Origin of the sequence: Sporosarcina sp. E16_8, from assembly GCF_017347095.1 — a bacterium.
In the GTDB taxonomy this organism is placed as follows: Bacteria; Bacillota; Bacilli; order Bacillales_A; family Planococcaceae; genus Sporosarcina.
Genome location: NZ_JADPRZ010000009.1, coordinates 1 through 18,317, shown reverse-complemented (window position 1 = coordinate 18,317; position 18,317 = coordinate 1). Strand labels below are relative to the sequence as shown.

Here is an 18,317-nt window from a genome sequence, read left to right as displayed (position 1 = left end):
AATATTATTTTTATGGGACTTGATTTTGTACTTCACTTGTATGGTTGTTGATTTGTGTAAAACTAAAAGAAAACAGCTATTAACAAGAGACTTGTTAACAACTGCTTTTTGAGGTTGTATTCAGTTATTTTTGATAAGGCAATTCTATATACATGCTATTTCGGGCGCTTTTCATGTCATAATGGGCGGCGATGTTAAATGGCAAGCCGCTGGCAAACATACTAAAACCCCATGGGTCATATCTTGTTGAAACGTAATCTCGACATATTAATGAATATTTGCCATCAATATGTACCAAAACTAATGGTTAGCTATCATAATAAATAAAAGGAACCCTAATATAAATTGAGCCCCTTAAGATTACAAAGATAGCCTTTATTCTTCAATTCTTGATCTAACCAGTTCTGATTCTACATATCCCCGCATCCCAGTAGAAACGATTTCAATATATGATTGTGTAAACCCAGAATCTATAACTGTAACCTTTTCTCCTTTTAGACCACCGAATATACGACCATTATCCGCCATTCTTAAGATAGCTTCACCGTTATCAGCAACGTAGTAGCTAACCAATTCTTTTAAGCTCCCTTTATCAACAGCAATAAAAGTATTTTGGATTAGATATCCGTTCTGCCCATCAACGACTACTGTAGGCTTGGCTTTCTCCTCCTCTCCACCGGACCCTAAAAAACCGACTGCCAATTGACATCCCTTTAATAATAGCAAACACATCGCTACCAGAAAAATTATAAATAGTAAATTTACAAATCCAGATTTAATGGATTCCATCATATGCTTTTCCTCCTGTTGTAAGTCTATGCTGTTATATTCCTAGGGCCGCTAACCCATTAGATTGGATGATACTCCAGAAAAACTTATAATTTATAGTACGTCTTGGTAATCTGTTTGTTAAATATCCTGTCCTTTCAAACTTTGTCCACCCCTTTTTCATTTGAATGAATCGTCATTCTGAAATTTCACTAACACTAAAAAAAGCTATAACTGTCTCCCCCTTAGATACAACCTTTATATCGGGACGAAGAGCATTATTTCTAATGGTATAATGCGGTAATACTTTATGCTAACATCGTAATAAAAACAGCAAATATCGTATGCTTTTTACTGAATACCAAGCGAAGGATATTCACACTTTAATAAAGTTTTTTCCAACCCCTATTTTTTTACGAATATGATTTAACTCCCCTCCCCCTCCTCGTATAAATCAACATAAGCAATTAAAAATATTGCGGGGATCAAACGAGGAGGAGCGATTACAGATGAATGACACGCTAACGAACACAGACATAGAAGACATTGTAATAAAGGCGGTTCAGAAGGCATTACAGGCCGCACAGCATCAGTTTATGGATAGCGGATGGCTTTCCCTAAAGGACGGTGCTAAATACGCTGGCGTCTCTTATAACACGTTTATTAAGTTCCGTGTGATGGGCTTACAGGTGTGTGAAATTGAAGGGATCAAGCGTGTATCACGTAAAGAGATTGATCGTTTTTTACAAGATCATAGCTTTTAATCATTATATATGGGGATTTACCTTGGGATTCAGTTATAATGTCCCTAGAGGTAAATCCTCTCTTTAATCATTTGCCCCCCGCAACTGATTCAGGAGGAATTACCATGGCAAAAAAGAAAGTATCACCTATCAGAAGCTACAAGCTGAAAGACGGTACAGTACGTTACGAGTTTCCTGTTTATTTAGGCGTTGATCCGCTAACAGGCAAACAGAAGCGCACAACGAAACGTGGATTTAAAACACGAAAAGATGCGGGGTTAGCATTAGCACGTATTCAACTCGATGTTGCGAATGGTACGTATCAACAGGAACGTGCTGAAACATATCAAGAACTTTACGACCTATGGGTAAAGCAATATGAAAAGACTGTTGAGGAAAGCACATTTGTAAAAACAACAGGCATCTTCAAAAATCATATTCTACCTGCTATGGATGCTTATAAAATTGAAAAGATACATGTCGATGTATGTCAGAAGCATGTGGATGAATGGGCGGCGAAGTTAAAGAAGTTCCGTATGGTAAAAGCATATGCTGCGAAGGTGTTAGACTTTGCGATTAAACGTGGCTATATACAATCCAATCCGTTTTCACACGTAGATATGCCCGTCACGGCTTCTAAGAAGGCTATTGTGGTGGATGAAGATGAGGCGGAGAACTTCTACAGTCGTGAGCAACTTATCGAGTTCCTAGCATCCTTAGAACAAGAAAGTAACTACAAGGCGTATGCTCTCTTCCGTTTGCTAGCGTTCAGTGGGATGCGTAAAGGTGAAGCATTAGCTCTTACTTGGAACGACTTAAACTTCACAACAAACGAACTACGTATTAGCAAAGCCCTTTCACGAGGTAAAGATAATCGGCTATATATGAAATCTACGAAAACAGGTGTTGCTCGTACAATCAAAATGGACGACAATACAATGGCTATTTTAAAAGTGTGGAAGAAAAAGCAGAAGCAAGATTCTTTAATACTCTGCAACCAAAGCAACTTGTATTTAGCAATGAGCACAACGAATACATGCAACCTACCAAAACTCGTAAGTGGATTGTGCATGTACAAGATAAATACAAGCTAGGCACAATCACAACACATGGTTTACGTCATACACATTGTTCATTGTTATTTGAAGCTGGTGCTAGTTTAAAGGAAGTACAAGATCGTTTAGGACATACTGATGTAAAAACGACGATGGACATCTACGCACACGTTACGAAGAAGGCGAAAGAAGAAGCAATACTGAAGTTCGCTAACTATATTGAGATGTAAATTTAGTGACTACGTTTTGACTACGTTTTTGACTACGTTCAATTGATATTCAATGAAATCATATGAAACAGGGTAAAAGAAAAAACCCTTGATATACAAGGGTTTTGACGGTGTTTGAAACCATATGATTTCTTAATATGGAGACGGCGGGAGTCGAACCCGCGTCCAGAGGCTCTAACACTTAAGCATCTACGCGTGTAGATTGACTATTAGGTTTCGCGTGGCATTATGCCATCAATCAAGGCGTCATGTACGCTATCTTGGAAGTCTCTTCCGACTGCCTCAAGAGGCAACAGTCGTCGTATCCCACTAAAGGTTAGCCCTACAACGCCACATGGGCGATGAAATTGCAAGGCAGATTCAACAGCTTACGCTGCGAATGCTAGGTTGTTGTTAGTTTTGCCTGTTATTATAAGGTGCCGTTTCTGACGGAGCCGAGCCCTCCGACGCGCAACTCAAGCTCAGACTACCCCTGTCGAATCCGTAACGTCCCCAAAGGGATGTCAGGAGAACCTATTGAAAGGCTTCTGAACTACTTGAACACAGATTAGTATACCGCATTTACATTAAAACTTCAATATTTTTGCCTATCTCTAAGTGCACGATCGATTTCACGTTTCGCATCTTTTTTCTTAAGATCTTGACGTTTATCGTAATCTTTCTTCCCTTTACCAACACCAATTAACACTTTTGCAAAGCCGTCTTTTAAATACATCTTAATCGGTACAATAGCAGATCCCTGTTCTTTTGTTTGTCCGATCAATTTGCTAATCTGTTTTTTATGAAGCAGTAACTTTCTAGAACGCACCGGATCATGATTGAACTGATTCCCGTGGTCATATGGGCTAATATGCATATTGGTAATCCATGCTTCGTTATTGCGGATTCTTATAAACGCATCCCTCAGCTGAACTTTACTAGTACGAATTGCTTTGATTTCAGTACCTTGTAGAACAATGCCCGCCTCAATCGTTTCTTCTATCGCAAAGTCATGATTCGCCTTTTTATTAACGGCGACTACCTTCCCCTGGCCTTTCGCCATTTCTTTCACCCCTTAATCAATTACACCCCGGCGTAATTGCGTCCAAATTTTGAATTGTGCCTGCAGGAAGCAGGTATGCAACCTTTGCCGCAGGACGCGGCGAACTTAGGTTGCCTTCCTTAACTCATTTCAAAATTTGTGACATCCGCCGGAGGCTTAACTCTGGAGCGGCCTAGACCGCTCCGGCATTACTTTTTCTTTTTAGGCTTTGGTTTACTACCCGCTTTTTTAGCCGCGCCTTCATAGAACTTTTTCTTTTTATTATATGTGCCTGTTTTCTTCTTATCTTTCGTCTTCTCTATAGTCTTATTGCCAACTTCTTTTTTCTTTGCATGGATGACTTTCGGCGTTTCTTTACGTGTACGGCGGAAGTTTTGTTTCATCCCAACTATTTCAAAATCAATAGTCGATTCTTCAGGTTTCACAGCAATAACTTTGACGGTTACTTCGTCGCCAAGCCTGTATTGTTTGCCAGCGCGTTCACCAATCATCATCATTTGTCTGTCGTCGAATCGATAATAATCATCTGTCATATGACTAACATGAACAAGTCCTTCAATTGTGTTTTCCAGTTCGACAAACAAACCAAAGTTTGTAACCGATGAAATAACACCCTCGAATTCTTCGCCAATTTTGTCGAGCATGAATTGAGATTTTTTCAGTGACTCTGTATCACGTTCTGCTTCAACCGCACGACGTTCCCGTTCCGATGTATGCTCGGCAATATCGGATAATATCGCACCCCAATGCGCAAGTGTCTGTGCAGAAGTGTCTTTTTCGATTAAATATGTCCGGATTAAACGGTGGACGATCAAATCTGGAAAGCGTCGAATGGGTGCCGTGAAATGGGTATAAAATTCTGTCGATAAACCAAAGTGACCCAGACTTTGATCAAGATACTTCGCTTGTTGCATTGAACGAAGGAGCATTGTCGATATAACCGTTTCTTCAGGAAGACCCTCAATTGATTCAACAATTTCCTGTAGCGCTTTTGGATGGACTTTATTCCCCGCTCCTTTTACAACAACCCCGAAGTTAGTTAGAAATTCGAAGAAACGTTGTAACTTTTCAGCCTTGGGATCTTCATGAATCCGGTAAATGAACGGTAGTTCAAGCCTGTGGAAATGTTCCGCAATCGTTTCATTCGCAGCAAGCATGAATTCCTCTATGAGGCGCTCTGACACAGTACGTTCCATAATGACTACATCCGTTGGCCATCCTTTTTCATCAACAAGGATTTTTGATTCCTTGAAATTGAAATCAATGGCTCCACGATCCGCCCTCTTCTGCTTCAAAATAGCTGCGAGGTCTGCCATATGATTAATCATAGGAACAACATGTGCATATCGAGTTGAAAGTTCTTCATCTTTTTCTTCGATGATTTTATAGACTTCATTATATGTCATACGTTCTTTCGAGCGAATAACACTTTCAAAGATCTCGTGCTCGACGACCTTGCCGTTGCGGTCTATCGTCATTGTACAAGACAAAGTGAGTCTATCTACACCTTTGTTTAATGAACAGATTCCGTTCGATAATCTATGCGGCAACATCGGAATAACTCTGTCCGTTAAGTAAACACTAGTTCCACGGTCATAAGCGTCATCACCCATCGGAGAATTTTCCGTCACATAATAACTGACATCCGAAATATGAACAGATAATAGATAACTACCATTGTCGTTTTTCACAACTGAAATGGCATCGTCAAGGTCTTTGGCATCCGCACCATCAATTGTAATCGAAAGTTCTTCACGAAGGTCACGACGGTTAAACAAATCTTGTTCCTGCACTTCATCAGGTATTTTATTGGCCTGGTTTAGTACTGCTTGCGGAAAATCAACTTCAATTCCATGCTTATGGATAATAGACAAGATATCCACACCTGGATCATTTCTATGTCCAAGGATTTGCGTGACCATGCCTGTTGCTGACTTCCCATCAATCGGCCATTCCGTTATTTCAACAACGACTTTATGACCGTCTACCGCATCCAGCGAATTGCCTTTGCCGATGAAAACGTCCATAGGTAATTTCTTATCATCAGGAACTACGAAACCAAAGCCTTTATTGTTCTGGTACATGCCAACTACCTTTGTCGTTTTACGTTCTACGACACGTGTAATTGCCCCTTCACGTCTACCGCCTGACGTGGCGTTAACGACACGTATGAGGACAGTATCCCCGTTCATTGCACCATTCACTTCATGTGGTGGGATGAATACATCATCCAATCCTTCTTCTTCCGGTGCCACAAAACCGAAGCCTTTTGCATGCCCGATGAATTTTCCACGCAGGAGATTCATGCCTTCGGGTACGCCATATCGGTTCGCTTTCGAACGTATAATTTGCCCTTTTTGTTCAAGGTCTACAAGCATTTTCACTAGTTCCTTAAACTCTGCCGCCTGTTCAAATCCCATTACTTCTTGGATTTCCTGTACAGTTAACGGTTTATACGATTCTTCTTTCATTAGAGACAGCAATTTTTGCTGAATGTCTTGTTCTATGCTATCCAATTGCATCACTCCTTATAAGTATATAGTATGGTCATTGGTCTTATCTTTCACTCATTCCAGTCCAATGATTCCAGGAATCTCAAAATATCTTGATGGAGGGTCACTTTTTCGGGTCCAAGCGTAATGACATGTCCCGATTGTTCATACCATTTAATGTGTTTTATGTCTGATTCAGTATTGTCATAAATAACGTTTGCAGAATCGGTCTCGATAACATCATCGTATGTAGCTTGCACAACCAATAGTGGTGCATAAATGTGGTCGATATGATCGCGCACATCATAGACAAGTGAGCGAAGTTCTTCGAGAGATGGCATGTTTTGCGCACGTAATGCCTCTATATCTCTTTCGATGTCAGCATCGTCTTTCCCTTCAATCTTCTTATACTCCCGTGCATATTTAAGGACACCTTCATACATAAGGTCCGTAGTTTTCATCGACATCGGCGCGCACATCGTAACAATGCCCTTCACTGGCTTGTTATACCCCAATTTGAGCGAAAATACGCCTCCTAAAGACAATCCCGCAACTGCAATCTCATCATAGCCAGCTTCCTGTAATTGATTATACCCCGTAAGAACATCATCCCACCACTCTTCGGGACCCGAGTGGATTAATTCTTCAGGGGGTACGCCGTGGCCTTTGTAATGAGGTGCAAGCGATGTGTAGCCTTCCTTTTCAAGAAAACGCCCCAACATCCGGACATCCGCAGAGGTACCAGTAAATCCGTGGAGCAGTAAAACTGCACGCTTCCCTCTTTCGAAAAAAAATGGTTTCGGTTGTGCAACTCTCATTTAGATCATCCTTCCTAAGAAAAGCGCAAGGCACCCGCTAGACGCGACAGGCATAAGTCAATCCAGCGACGTGGCGTACTTTGCCACATAGCTGGATTGCTTATGACCCGAGCGGCTGGCGCCTGGAGTCTAGACAACGACCCCAGTAGAAAATCTTATACTTTCCTACTTTTAATAAAAAACGCCCGACCAGTCGGAAGGTCAGGCGATAATGGTCTATTTAAGATTATACTTTCACAAGGACGATTGCCAACACGATAAACAAAACGGCAAGTACAACTGTGACCCGTTGAAGTACGAGGTCAAGTCCACGTGCTTTTTGTTTTCCGAAAAGTTGTTCGGCTCCGCCAGAGATGGCTCCTGATAGACCTGCGCTTTTCCCAGATTGCAATAATACGACTACGATCAATGATAGTGCTACGATAACGAGCAGTGTCATCAGCAAAGTATGCATTTTGTTCCACCTCCCGATTCGAACTTCACAACAGTTCTATTTTACCAAAAACAGACTGGCGTTACAACCTATTGTTCTAATTTTAAGACAGAAGTATTGCTAAACACCTAGTGAGTTTCACCCAATCTCCCAAAAACCAAAGAAAAACCCGCCTAAGCGGGTTTTCATCAATCATTATTTCTTCAAGTTATAAAACGTCTTAACACCAAGATACTCAGCAGTATCATCTAGCTGATCTTCAATACGAAGCAATTGGTTGTATTTCGCAACGCGGTCCGTACGAGATGGTGCACCCGTTTTGATTTGACCAGCGTTTGTTGCAACTGCGATATCAGCAATTGTCGTATCTTCCGATTCACCTGAACGGTGGGAAATTACAGCCGTATAGCCAGCACGTTTCGCCATTTCAATCGCATCAAACGTTTCCGTCAATGTACCGATTTGGTTTACTTTGATAAGGATTGAGTTACCAATACCTTCTTCAATACCGCGTGCCAGTTTTTCTGTGTTCGTTACGAACAAGTCATCTCCGACAAGTTGAATTTTTTTGCCTAGACGATCCGTCAATAGTTTATGACCCGCCCAGTCATTTTCATCCAAGCCATCTTCAATAGAGATGATTGGATACTTATTGCAAAGCTCTTCGTACCAATCAACCATTTCTGCCGATGTTTTCACGATACCTTCACCAGCAAGATTGTATGTGCCATCTTCTTTATTGAAAAATTCAGATGCTGCTACGTCCATTGCAAGAAGAACTTCTTCGCCTGGTTTGTAGCCCGCTTTTTCGATTGCTTCAAGGATAATAGACAACGCTTCTTCATTGGATGCTAGGTTCGGAGCGAATCCGCCTTCATCACCCACTGATGTATTCAAGCCTTTTGCTTTTAATACAGCTTTCAGGCTATGGAAAATCTCAGTCCCCATACGAAGTCCTTCATGGAATGAATCTGCACCAACTGGCATTACCATAAACTCTTGAATATCTACGTTGTTATCTGCGTGCTCGCCGCCGTTTAAAATATTCATCATTGGCACTGGCAATTGTTTTGCGTTAATGCCGCCTAGATATTGATAAAGGGGAATATCAAGATAATCAGAAGCAGCATGTGCGACAGCTATTGATACGCCAAGAATTGCATTTGCGCCCAAGTTCCCTTTGTTAGTAGTTCCATCAAGTTCAATCAGCGCTTTGTCGATTGTCACTTGATCAAGAACCGAATAAGAATCTTCCAATTCTTCCGAAATGACTTCATTGACATGGTCAACCGCTTGAAGAACACCCTTGCCGAAGTAGCGATCTGGATCACCGTCACGTAATTCCACTGCTTCATATTCGCCTGTCGAAGCGCCAGATGGAACGATTGCCCGACCAAATGCACCGCTTTGGGTAAATACTTCAACTTCTACTGTTGGATTTCCACGTGAATCGAGTACTTCTCTAGCTTGGATAAGTGTAATGATTGGCATGTCATTCTCCCCTTTTTAAAATAATGGTGTGCCGGTCATTTCTACCGGTTGTTCTACTTGTAACAATTTTAGCATTGTTGGTGCTAAGTCTGCGAGTTTACCGCCTTCTCGCAGAACTATTTCTGACTTCGTAACGATGACCGGAACCGGATTCGTCGTGTGTGCCGTCATCGGAGCCCCATCCTGTGTCGTTACTTCATCAGCATTGCCATGGTCAGCCGTTACGATTGCCGTACCGCCTTTAGCATGGATTGCGTCGATGATTTTGCCGAGGCATTCATCGACCGTTTCAATCGCTTTGATGGTTGGTTCCAGCATTCCACTATGCCCGACCATGTCAGGGTTTGCGAAATTGAGAATAATGGCATCAAAACGATTCGCTTCAATTCCTTCAATAAGCGATTCCGTTACTTCGTAAGCACTCATCTCCGGTTGCAAGTCATACGTTGCAACTTTCGGTGAGGCTATCAAAATACGTTCTTCGCCTTCAAATCTCTCTTCTCTACCGCCACTCATAAAGAATGTGACATGAGGATACTTCTCAGTTTCTGCAATGCGCAGTTGCGTCAATCCATTACGAGAAATGACTTCACCAAGTGTATTTTCTAGATTTTGACTACTATAGACGACATCCGCAACGACTTCGTGACTATAATGAGTGAACGTTACAAATTTCAAGTCTGTAAATTTCTTCGTTTCTTTCTCTAATTCATCAAAAGAAGTGTCCGTAAATGCACGTGAAAGTTGAATCGCACGGTCCGGGCGGAAATTAAAGAACACAACCGCATCTCCATCCTCGACAGTTGCAACTGGTTTACCCAGTTCTTCGATCACGAATGGCACGACGAATTCATCATGAATCCCTTGCTTATACGACGCTAGTAGGCCTGCAGTTGGCGTTGCCGCCGTTAGTGCAGTGCCATCAACAATCGCGCGATAGGCCTTCTCAACACGATCCCAGCGCTTATCACGATCCATCGCGTAATAACGACCTGAAATACTTGCAAACTTACCTACGCCTAGTTCTTGCATAAACGTTTCAGTCTTTTCGATGTAATCAAGTGCAGATTGCGGACTCACATCACGGCCATCGAGGAAGGCATGGACAAACACCTTATCAAGCCCATTCAACTTCGCTAGGCGAAGAAGTGCGAATAGATGCTCATAATGGCTATGTACACCACCGTCTGATAGCAGCCCCATCAGATGAAGTGCAGTGCCGTTTTCTTTGGCGTGTGCAACTGCCCGCAGAAGTGTTTCGTTATCAAAAAAGTCAGCTTCCCTGATTGATTTATTAATGCGGGTCAAGCTTTGATAGACGACTCGACCAGCTCCAATATTCAGATGCCCAACTTCAGAGTTGCCCATCTGCCCTTCAGGTAGACCAACCGCCTCCCCACAAGCTGTCAGCGTTGAATGCGGGAAGTTGTTCCATAAAAGATCGTAATTCGGTTTGTTCGCCTGCGCAACTGCATTTCCTAGCTTGTCATCACGAAGGCCAAAACCATCCAAAATGATGAGTGCTACTGGACTTTTACGCATGTGCTCCAGCCTCTAGTAATTTTAAGAATGATGCAGGTTCCAAACTTGCGCCGCCGACAAGTGCGCCATCGATATGTTCCATTGTGAGAAGTTCTTCAATATTATCCGGTTTAACACTACCGCCATACTGGATACGGATTTGGTCAGCGACTGTTTCATTATATAATTCGCCAATTGTCGTACGGATTGCACCACATACTTCATTCGCATCTTGTGCAGTTGCCGTTTTCCCTGTACCGATAGCCCAGATTGGCTCATAAGCAATGACTGCTTGTGCTGCCAAATCAGCGCTGATGCCTTCAAATGCTTTTTTCACTTGCGCTGCTACTAAATCGACTGTTTTACCACTTTCCCGATCTTCAAGTGATTCTCCTACGCAGACGATTGGCGTTAGCTTGTAGTCGAATGCAGCATGGACTTTCTTGTTGACGGATTCATCTGTTTCATTGAAGTATTGACGACGCTCGGAATGGCCCAGAACAACATAGCCGACGCCGATTTCTGACAGCATCGCTGGACTGATTTCGCCCGTGAAAGCTCCTTCTTTTGCGTCGTGCATCGTTTGTGCGCCGATACCGACTGCTGAACCTTTTGTGATTTGTACAAGTTCTGAAAGGTATAAAGCAGGTGGACAGATAACTGCTTCCAATTTTTCTGAAACTGATGCTTTTGCTTGCACTTCTTCCGCGAAGCTTTTCGCTTCTTCAAGAGACTTGTACATTTTCCAGTTACCCGCAATTATTCGTTTTCGCAAAACGTTTCCCCCCGATCAATTATCGTTCAGTGCAGTGACGCCCGGTAAGTCTTTGCCCTCCATGAATTCAAGAGAAGCGCCTCCTCCAGTGGAAATGTGATCCATTTTGTCTGCTACGCCAAACTTTTCGACAGCAGCGGCTGAATCGCCCCCGCCAATAACCGTATACGCTTTTGTTTCGGCCATCGCTTTTGCCACTCGTTGTGTACCACCCGCGAATGACTCCATTTCAAAGACACCCATAGGGCCGTTCCAAATGATCAATTTCGACTCTTTAATAACGTCTGCGTAAAGTTCAGCAGTTTTCGGTCCAATATCAAGCCCCATCCATCCTTCTGGTATGGAATCGATCGAAACCACTTTCGTATTCGCTTCGTTTGAAAATGCATCCGCCACAACCACGTCCATTGGCAAATACAAGTTAACGCCTTTATCTTTAGCTTTCTGAATAAATGATTTCGCTAGGTCGATTTTATCTTCCTCAAGAAGCGAATTCCCTATTTCATGGCCTTGTGCTTTTGTAAATGTATATGATAATCCGCCGCCGATAATCAAGTTATCCACTTTGTCTAACAGATGATCGATGACGCCAATTTTGTCTTTCACTTTAGCTCCGCCAATAATCGCTGTAAACGGACGGTCAGGCTCTGATAATGCCTTACCGAGAATGTCCAATTCTTTTTCAAGTAGAAGACCTGATACAGCTGGAATATGTTGCGCGATACCTGCAGTTGATGAATGCGCACGGTGTGCTGCGCCGAATGCGTCATTGACGAAAAGATCAGCTAGATCCGCAAATTGCTTCGCTAGTCCTGCATCATTCTTTTCTTCCCCAGCATGGAACCTAACATTTTCAAGCAGAACGATATCGCCGTTTTTCATTGTTGAAATGGTTTCCTCCACTTCTTTCCCAATGGATGAATCGAGCTTCGTTACCGGCTTGTCAATCAATTCTGAAAGTTTTTCTCCTACAGCAGTAAGCCGCATGTCTTCATTCACTTCGCCTTTTGGACGTCCTAAATGACTCGCAAGAATAACTTTCGCACCCTGGGCTACCATATAATTGATGGTCGGAATTGCTGCACGGATCCTTGTATCATCCGTTACTTTACCATCTTCCATGGGTACATTGAAATCCACCCGGCAAAAAACGCGTTTCCCTTCAAGCTGCATATCTTTCATCGTCTTTTTCGACACCATGAAAACGCCCACCTCCATATTTATATACTAATAAAAAATGAGGAACGGGGTAACCCCCCGTTCCTCTTACCCAACTATATTATAAGGGGTCTTATCGTTTGTGGCTATATTTAACTGAATTCAGCGGATGTCACAGATTTTGAACGGAATCAATTGAGCAAGCTCAATTCAAAATCTGGACGCAATCACGCCAAGGCGCGATTGATCTGAATTATAGACCTTTACTGTGCATATAAAGCGCCAAGTCTACACAACGTGCAGAGTAAGCTGATTCATTGTCGTACCAAGAAATTACTTTCACCATGTTGTTTTCAAGTACCATCGTTGAAAGGCCATCTACAGTCGATGAAGATGTATTGCCATTATAGTCGCGTGAAACAAGTGGTAGCTCATTATAGACTAGGAAGCCTTTTAATTCATTTTCAGCCGCTTTTTTAAATGCATTGTTCACGTCAGCAACTGTCACATCTTTCTCAAGTTCTGCGACAAAGTCAACGAGTGAAACGTTTGGTGTCGGAACGCGGACAGCCATCCCGTCAAGTTTACCTTTCAATTCAGGAATAACTTTCGTTACAGCCGAAGCTGCGCCAGTCGTAGTTGGAATCATGTTTTCTCCAGCTGCACGAGCACGTCTGTAATCCGAATGCGGTAAATCCAAAATGCGTTGGTCATTTGTGTACGAGTGAATTGTTGTCATTAGACCGCGTTTTATGCCGAATTCATCTTGAAGTACTTTTACAACTGGAGCAAGACAGTTTGTCGTACATGACGCATTCGATACGATGTTATCAGTTTCCGGATTATACGTTTCATGGTTAACACCCATAACAAGTGTTGTGATATCACCTTTAGCAGGTGAAGACAAGATAACTCTTTTCGCACCCGCTTCAATGTGTTTGCTAAGTCCTGCTCTGTCCGCAAATACACCTGTCGACTCGATAACAACGTCAACCCCAAGTTTTCCCCACGGTAGTGCTGCAGGATCTTTTTCTGCATATACTTTCACTCTTTTGCCATCGACAATAAGCGTGTCATTATCCGAACTGACTTCTGCGTCAAATACGCCATGTACAGAGTCATACTTCAATAGATGTGCAAGCATCGCCGCATCCGTTAAATCGTTTACCGCTACAATTTCAATTTCCTCTTGTTTCAAAGCCTCACGAAATACTTTACGTCCAATACGTCCAAAACCGTTAATTGCAATTTTCAATGTCATAATCTATTCCTCCAAGTTGTTTTTAGTTTTATTTAAAAAATTTCTAATAGCTACATTTACACAAAGCCCATCTAAACCTATTCCCTGAAAATACCCGCCTTAGTCATTTATGCGTTTATTTATTGACGAGTATTTTCAGCATTTCAGTTGCGGCACCTTCATCAGTTACTAAAACCGTCTGTTTCGGTGCACTTGCCATATAGGCCAAGATAGCTTCAGCTTTACTGCTTCCGCCCGCGACTGAAATGATTAGCGGGATCTTCTCGAGATGGCCAGTCTGGATACCTATTGTCCGTAACCTATGGACAACGTTGCCATCCTGGTCAAAATAATAACCAAACGCTTCACCTTTAGCTCCATTGTCATGAATCTTATCTTGCTCTTCTTTCGGTGTATTACGCATAATCGCCATTGTTTGCGCGTCGCCTACTCCATGAAGTACACAATCTGTTGTGTCGTAAAGTTCGAGCATTTTCAAGACAGAAGGTTCTTTTCGGAACGCTTCATGGGCTTCTTCGCTTAACGACTCTGGGTAATAAAATGTACTATACGTACCTCCGCATGCCGAGGCAAAAGAGGCAGCAATGACATTCGCTTGCAATCCAATATCATCACCTACACCGCCCCTTGCAGCGATGAACAGCAGATTATTGGTACCGTTAAATTTTTCGATATGGAGTGGAATCGATGCAATTGTGCTTCCTCCGGTGACAGCTACTACTTTCCCATCGCCGATTTTAGCAGAAAATTGTTTCGCCGCTTCCATACCCAATAAGTTTTTTGAAGCGATATCGGTATCGCAGTTACCCGCAACAACTTTGACTGATTGAATGCCAAGGGATTCCATTAGTCTCTTTGCAATAGACGTACGGCCTGACCAATCTTCCATTGAAGACTCAAGTGCAAGCAACACGGTCAATCCTTCCGTGTTGATTGAAGCGCCCTCTTTTGCGATAGTAATCAGATTCTGACCCCTTAGCATATCCATCATGGTGCGCGTTTCCCTCTCTGATAAACCAGCCATTTGGCCGAGCGGACGCCTTCCAATTGGACCAGCCATTTTTACAAGCTTTAATATCCGGTATCTTTGCTGCATTAACTCCACCATTTCTGGTACGAGTTTACTCTGTGCATCCATCAAAACGTCCAATGGCTGCCCTCCTCTTAACGACAGGGACAATAATCGTCCCTACGCATTGAATAACGTCCCACATGAAGCAAAAAAATATTTCTAACTTCAGTATAACTCTTTCCATTGGACTTTACAAACAAAAGAGCATAAATTATCAGAATAAATCAATGATATCGGCGTAGCCAATTGACCCGTAAAGCATCACATCACCATTTTTTTCAATGACGGGAATCATAAACATATATTTCTCATGACTTTTATCATCAGTATCTATATCTACCTCTGTCCACGTAAGTGGAAAATCTTCTTGGACAAGTTTCATCATTAATTCAGCATTATCACAAATGTGACAGCCTGGTTTTGTGTAAAATGTCACATGCACTCTAATGCACCTCATTACTTTTATAATACCTTCAGTATAAATGAATAACGGAGGCATGCACAGGATGTTGCCTGTATATGCCCCCGTTATCACTGTTCTTTACCAGCTTCGGCCTGCTCCGCCTCCACCGCCGGAACCACCGCCACCGAAACCACCAAAACCGCCGCCGGAACTGCCGCCACCACTTCTGCCCCCAAAAGAACCAGGGAAGAAAATTGGCCCCCCACCGCGTCGGCCACCCGAACCGCCTCCACCTCGACCTCCTCGATTACTGATAACACGAAAGACAATGTAAATAATGATGAATAGGATGACGGGGAATGGAATACCGAAACCCCCATCACTTGAGTCAGAATCTATAGTTGTGACGGGCACAACCGCGCCATCCCAGCCATATTCAGCTGCGATTACATTATAGAATGATTTATATGCTTCCATGATCGCTATGTCAGGCTGTTGCTTATTCAAATAAGGAACAGCTACTTCATCCATAATACGTCCGACTTTTCCGTCTGGAAGGGCACCCTCTAATCCGTACCCGACAGATAGTTCGAAATGTCGTTTACCATCGGAATTTTTCTCGGTTGTGACAACTAGTAAAGCTCCGTTATTTTTTTCCTTATTGCCTAATTTAAATTCCCTGAGCTTCTCTACCGCATATTCCTCAACTGGCTCATCACCTATGCTCGGGAGGATTAGTACCGCGAGTTCAGCTGTTGTGGCATTATTTAATTGAATCCCATATTGCTCAAGTTCAGCTTTCTGTTCAGCGGATAACACATTCGCCGAATCTTGAATGACTGGAACAGCAGCATCAGCCGAAAATACCGCTACGTTTAACGATGTAAAAACAATCAGACATGCCGTCACTAAGATGAGGACAGCTTTTCTAATCATTTCTTATCATCTCCAAAATCGACATTTGGCACTTCATTTGCAGCTGCGTCGGCCTTAAAGTATTCTTTTTCTTCATATCCAAAAATAGATGCAACTATTTTTCCAGGGAATCTTTTTACTTTCCTATTGTAATTGGCGACTACGTCGTTATAATCCTTACGTGCAACACCCAATCGATTTTCAGTCCCCGAAAGTTCATCCATTAATTGTCTGAAGTTCTCATTCGCCTTCAAATCAGGGTAGTTTTCAACGACTACGAGAAGACGGCTAAGCGCTCCGGCTAAGTCAGCGTTTGCATCCGCTTGTTCCCCAGGCCCTTTTGCACCGGCCAATCTGGCACGAGAATCCGCAATATCACTGATAATCCCTTTTTCATGGCTTGCGAAGCCTTTTACCGTGCTTACTAAGTTCGGAATCAAGTCAAGTCTCCGTTGTAGTTGATTTTCCACTTGCGCATAGGCTTTATTCACGTTTTCTTCTAGATTCACAAACTTATTATAACTTGGAATCAATATCATAGCCAAAACTGCTAGTATAATGCCAATCACCAGAATAGGCCCTAAAACTTTTTTCATATTAACACTCCTCACGAATTATTTACTGTCATTTACCCTCTCGAACACCGTATCGAAACTTTTTACTACAGTAGTATATACAGTATGACGATTGAAAAGGTTTCATTTAATCTTAGGCAAACGTTTTTCATTCTAGTTACCCACAAGTGCTGGAGTCTTGGCGTTGAAAAACTCCTTCCCTAGGTTACCCATAGGCCGAGAATTTCATTACTTTTATGTAGCAAAAAACGGACTTCCCATAATGGAAAGTCCGTTTTCGCACAACTTATTTAGATTCAGGTTTAGTTTTAGCTCCATCTTTCATGTCACTGCGTGTAATAATGTGGTCAATTAGACCATATTCTTTCGCACGTTCAGCTGTCATGAAATTGTCGCGGTCCGTATCTCTCGCAATTACTTCAACTGATTGGCCAGTACGCTCAGCAAGAATCAAGTTTAGTTTTTCACGAGTGAAAAGGATATGTTTTGCAGCAATTTCAATTTCAGTTGCTTGCCCTTGTGCTCCACCCAATGGTTGGTGAATCATTACTTCCGCGTTAGGAAGCGCATAACGTTTCCCTTTAGTACCCGCTGCTAGCAGGAACGATCCCATAGATGCAGCCATCCCCATACAGATTGTTTGGATGTCAGGTTTGATGAATTGCATTGTGTCAAAAATCGCCATTCCAGCAGTGACGCTTCCTCCGGGACTATTAATGTAGATAGAAATATCTTTATCCGGATCTTCTGCTTCCAAAAATAGGAGTTGAGCAACGATAGAGTTCGCAACGTTGTCATCGATTCCACTTCCAAGCATGATAATACGGTCTTTCAATAGACGTGAATAGATGTCGTAAGCACGCTCACCGCGGCTAGTCTGTTCAATTACTGTAGGTATTAGATTCATTCTATTTCCTCCTTCAAGCTGGATAGTGTTGTCTACCTATTGAAACGTAACTTCGTTTCAACTGTAACTTTATCATACATAGTATGGTCAACGAAGGTCAAATATAACGCTTTCAAAATAAGCATTGCATTCATTGAGCTACACTAGTATAATAAGTCTAGTCTGCTGCAAAAGTCAGCTGATTTGTAACGCCCTCGTGGTGCAACGGATAGCACGTGAGCCTCCGAAGCTTAAGATGTGAGTTCGATTCTCGCCGAGGGCATATCCCAGTATAAGGTTTATACTGTAAAATATTCGTCTGCTTATAACAAGCGGACGAATATTTTTTTGCGTTTTTTTGGGGGCTGTGATAATTTACGGGCTTGCCGTGACTATTTATCTCTTCGCCATGACTATCGGCGGCATTGCCATGACTTCACACCCTATTGCCATGACTAACTGTTAGTGCCATGACTATTTCCCTCTTCTCCATGACTTCCGGCGGCATTGCCATGACTTCACACCCTATTGCCATGACTAACTGTTAGTGCCATGACTATTTATCTCTTCGCCATGACTATCGGCGGCATTGCCATGACTTCACACCCTATTGCCATGACTAACTGTTAGTGCCATGACTATTTCCCTCTTCTCCATGACTATCGGCGGCATTGCCATG

The 18,317-nt window shown here is 42.5% G+C and carries 16 protein-coding genes, 1 tRNA gene, 1 other RNA gene and 1 pseudogene; 3 read left to right on the top strand and 16 right to left on the bottom strand.

Annotation, left to right across the window (positions count from 1 at the left end; all coding sequences use genetic code 11):
- Positions 1 to 375: 375 nt before the first annotated feature.
- Positions 376 to 792 carry a hypothetical protein gene (locus I2484_RS09040; RefSeq protein WP_207150715.1) on the bottom strand — a complete coding sequence of 139 codons (417 nt, stop codon included), beginning with the start codon at positions 790 to 792 and terminating at the stop codon, positions 376 to 378.
- Between the two features lie 485 nt (positions 793 to 1,277).
- On the opposite strand from I2484_RS09040, the gene I2484_RS09035 reads away from it, so the two are divergent.
- Both I2484_RS09035 and I2484_RS09030 read left to right on the top strand, forming a co-directional pair.
- Positions 1,278 to 1,532: a MerR family transcriptional regulator gene (locus tag I2484_RS09035; RefSeq protein ID WP_207150714.1), complete on the top strand. Its 255-nt coding sequence runs from the start codon at positions 1,278 to 1,280 to the stop codon at positions 1,530 to 1,532.
- Positions 1,533 to 1,636: 104 nt separating this feature from the next.
- Positions 1,637 to 2,796: pseudogene (locus I2484_RS09030) on the top strand (site-specific integrase).
- Positions 2,797 to 2,931: 135 nt separating this feature from the next.
- On the opposite strand, the gene ssrA reads toward I2484_RS09030, so the two are convergent.
- From ssrA to clpP, 15 genes are all read right to left on the bottom strand, one after another.
- Positions 2,932 to 3,290, bottom strand: a transfer-messenger RNA (tmRNA) gene (gene ssrA / locus I2484_RS09025).
- Between the two features lie 80 nt (positions 3,291 to 3,370).
- Positions 3,371 to 3,838, bottom strand: a complete 468-nt coding sequence (gene smpB, locus I2484_RS09020) for an SsrA-binding protein SmpB (RefSeq protein ID WP_067206031.1) — start codon at positions 3,836 to 3,838, stop codon at positions 3,371 to 3,373.
- A gap of 188 nt (positions 3,839 to 4,026) precedes the next feature.
- Positions 4,027 to 6,309, bottom strand: coding sequence for a ribonuclease R (rnr, locus tag I2484_RS09015; protein WP_481886395.1), 2,283 nt, complete (start codon positions 6,307 to 6,309; stop codon positions 4,027 to 4,029).
- 92 nt (positions 6,310 to 6,401) lie between these two features.
- A complete protein-coding gene (locus I2484_RS09010; RefSeq protein WP_207150706.1) occupies positions 6,402 to 7,148 on the bottom strand; it encodes an alpha/beta hydrolase in 747 nt (248 codons plus the stop codon).
- Positions 7,149 to 7,374: 226 nt separating this feature from the next.
- Complete coding sequence (gene secG / locus I2484_RS09005; RefSeq protein ID WP_207150704.1) at positions 7,375 to 7,602, bottom strand: preprotein translocase subunit SecG; 228 nt, start codon at positions 7,600 to 7,602, stop codon at positions 7,375 to 7,377.
- Positions 7,603 to 7,776: 174 nt separating this feature from the next.
- Positions 7,777 to 9,072, bottom strand: a complete 1,296-nt coding sequence (gene eno, locus I2484_RS09000) for a phosphopyruvate hydratase (RefSeq protein WP_207150702.1) — start codon at positions 9,070 to 9,072, stop codon at positions 7,777 to 7,779.
- Between the two features lie 15 nt (positions 9,073 to 9,087).
- The gene (gene gpmI / locus I2484_RS08995) at positions 9,088 to 10,614 is read right to left on the bottom strand and encodes a 2,3-bisphosphoglycerate-independent phosphoglycerate mutase (protein WP_207150701.1); all 1,527 of its coding nucleotides are present in this window, start codon (positions 10,612 to 10,614) and stop codon (positions 9,088 to 9,090) included.
- On the bottom strand, positions 10,607 to 11,368 hold the full coding sequence (gene tpiA / locus I2484_RS08990; RefSeq protein ID WP_207150699.1) for a triose-phosphate isomerase: 762 nt from the start codon (positions 11,366 to 11,368) through the stop codon (positions 10,607 to 10,609). Before tpiA ends, gpmI begins: the two co-directional genes overlap by 8 nt.
- Before the next feature lie 15 nt (positions 11,369 to 11,383).
- The gene (locus I2484_RS08985) at positions 11,384 to 12,565 is read right to left on the bottom strand and encodes a phosphoglycerate kinase (RefSeq protein WP_207150777.1); all 1,182 of its coding nucleotides are present in this window, start codon (positions 12,563 to 12,565) and stop codon (positions 11,384 to 11,386) included.
- Positions 12,566 to 12,779: 214 nt separating this feature from the next.
- A complete protein-coding gene (gene gap / locus I2484_RS08980; RefSeq protein WP_207150698.1) occupies positions 12,780 to 13,787 on the bottom strand; it encodes a type I glyceraldehyde-3-phosphate dehydrogenase in 1,008 nt (335 codons plus the stop codon).
- A gap of 115 nt (positions 13,788 to 13,902) precedes the next feature.
- Positions 13,903 to 14,937 carry a sugar-binding transcriptional regulator gene (locus I2484_RS08975; protein ID WP_207150695.1) on the bottom strand — a complete coding sequence of 345 codons (1,035 nt, stop codon included), beginning with the start codon at positions 14,935 to 14,937 and terminating at the stop codon, positions 13,903 to 13,905.
- A gap of 136 nt (positions 14,938 to 15,073) precedes the next feature.
- Positions 15,074 to 15,301 carry a glutaredoxin family protein gene (locus tag I2484_RS08970; RefSeq protein ID WP_346014171.1) on the bottom strand — a complete coding sequence of 76 codons (228 nt, stop codon included), beginning with the start codon at positions 15,299 to 15,301 and terminating at the stop codon, positions 15,074 to 15,076.
- 99 nt (positions 15,302 to 15,400) lie between these two features.
- On the bottom strand, positions 15,401 to 16,198 hold the full coding sequence (locus I2484_RS08965; protein ID WP_207150693.1) for a TPM domain-containing protein: 798 nt from the start codon (positions 16,196 to 16,198) through the stop codon (positions 15,401 to 15,403).
- Complete coding sequence (locus tag I2484_RS08960; RefSeq protein ID WP_207150692.1) at positions 16,195 to 16,773, bottom strand: LemA family protein; 579 nt, start codon at positions 16,771 to 16,773, stop codon at positions 16,195 to 16,197. Before I2484_RS08960 ends, I2484_RS08965 begins: the two co-directional genes overlap by 4 nt.
- A gap of 265 nt (positions 16,774 to 17,038) precedes the next feature.
- Positions 17,039 to 17,659, bottom strand: coding sequence for an ATP-dependent Clp endopeptidase proteolytic subunit ClpP (gene clpP, locus I2484_RS08955; RefSeq protein ID WP_067206000.1), 621 nt, complete (start codon positions 17,657 to 17,659; stop codon positions 17,039 to 17,041).
- Positions 17,660 to 17,849: 190 nt separating this feature from the next.
- On the opposite strand from clpP, the gene I2484_RS08950 reads away from it, so the two are divergent.
- Positions 17,850 to 17,921: transfer RNA gene (locus tag I2484_RS08950), tRNA-Arg, on the top strand.
- The last annotated feature ends 396 nt before the right edge of the window (positions 17,922 to 18,317 follow it).

Coding starts and splice junctions, on each gene's coding strand:
- I2484_RS09010 (WP_207150706.1), bottom strand. CDS start 7,148: ATGAGAGTTGCACAACCGAAACCATTTTTTTTCGAAAGAGGGAAGCGT.
- gap (WP_207150698.1), bottom strand. CDS start 13,787: ATGACATTGAAAATTGCAATTAACGGTTTTGGACGTATTGGACGTAAA.
- eno (WP_207150702.1), bottom strand. CDS start 9,072: ATGCCAATCATTACACTTATCCAAGCTAGAGAAGTACTCGATTCACGT.
- rnr (WP_481886395.1), bottom strand. CDS start 6,309: ATGAAAGAAGAATCGTATAAACCGTTAACTGTACAGGAAATCCAAGAA.
- gpmI (WP_207150701.1), bottom strand. CDS start 10,614: ATGCGTAAAAGTCCAGTAGCACTCATCATTTTGGATGGTTTTGGCCTT.
- smpB (WP_067206031.1), bottom strand. CDS start 3,838: ATGGCGAAAGGCCAGGGGAAGGTAGTCGCCGTTAATAAAAAGGCGAAT.
- I2484_RS09040 (WP_207150715.1), bottom strand. CDS start 792: ATGATGGAATCCATTAAATCTGGATTTGTAAATTTACTATTTATAATT.
- I2484_RS09035 (WP_207150714.1), top strand. CDS start 1,278: ATGAATGACACGCTAACGAACACAGACATAGAAGACATTGTAATAAAG.
- clpP (WP_067206000.1), bottom strand. CDS start 17,659: ATGAATCTAATACCTACAGTAATTGAACAGACTAGCCGCGGTGAGCGT.
- secG (WP_207150704.1), bottom strand. CDS start 7,602: ATGCATACTTTGCTGATGACACTGCTCGTTATCGTAGCACTATCATTG.
- I2484_RS08965 (WP_207150693.1), bottom strand. CDS start 16,198: ATGATTAGAAAAGCTGTCCTCATCTTAGTGACGGCATGTCTGATTGTT.
- I2484_RS08960 (WP_207150692.1), bottom strand. CDS start 16,773: ATGAAAAAAGTTTTAGGGCCTATTCTGGTGATTGGCATTATACTAGCA.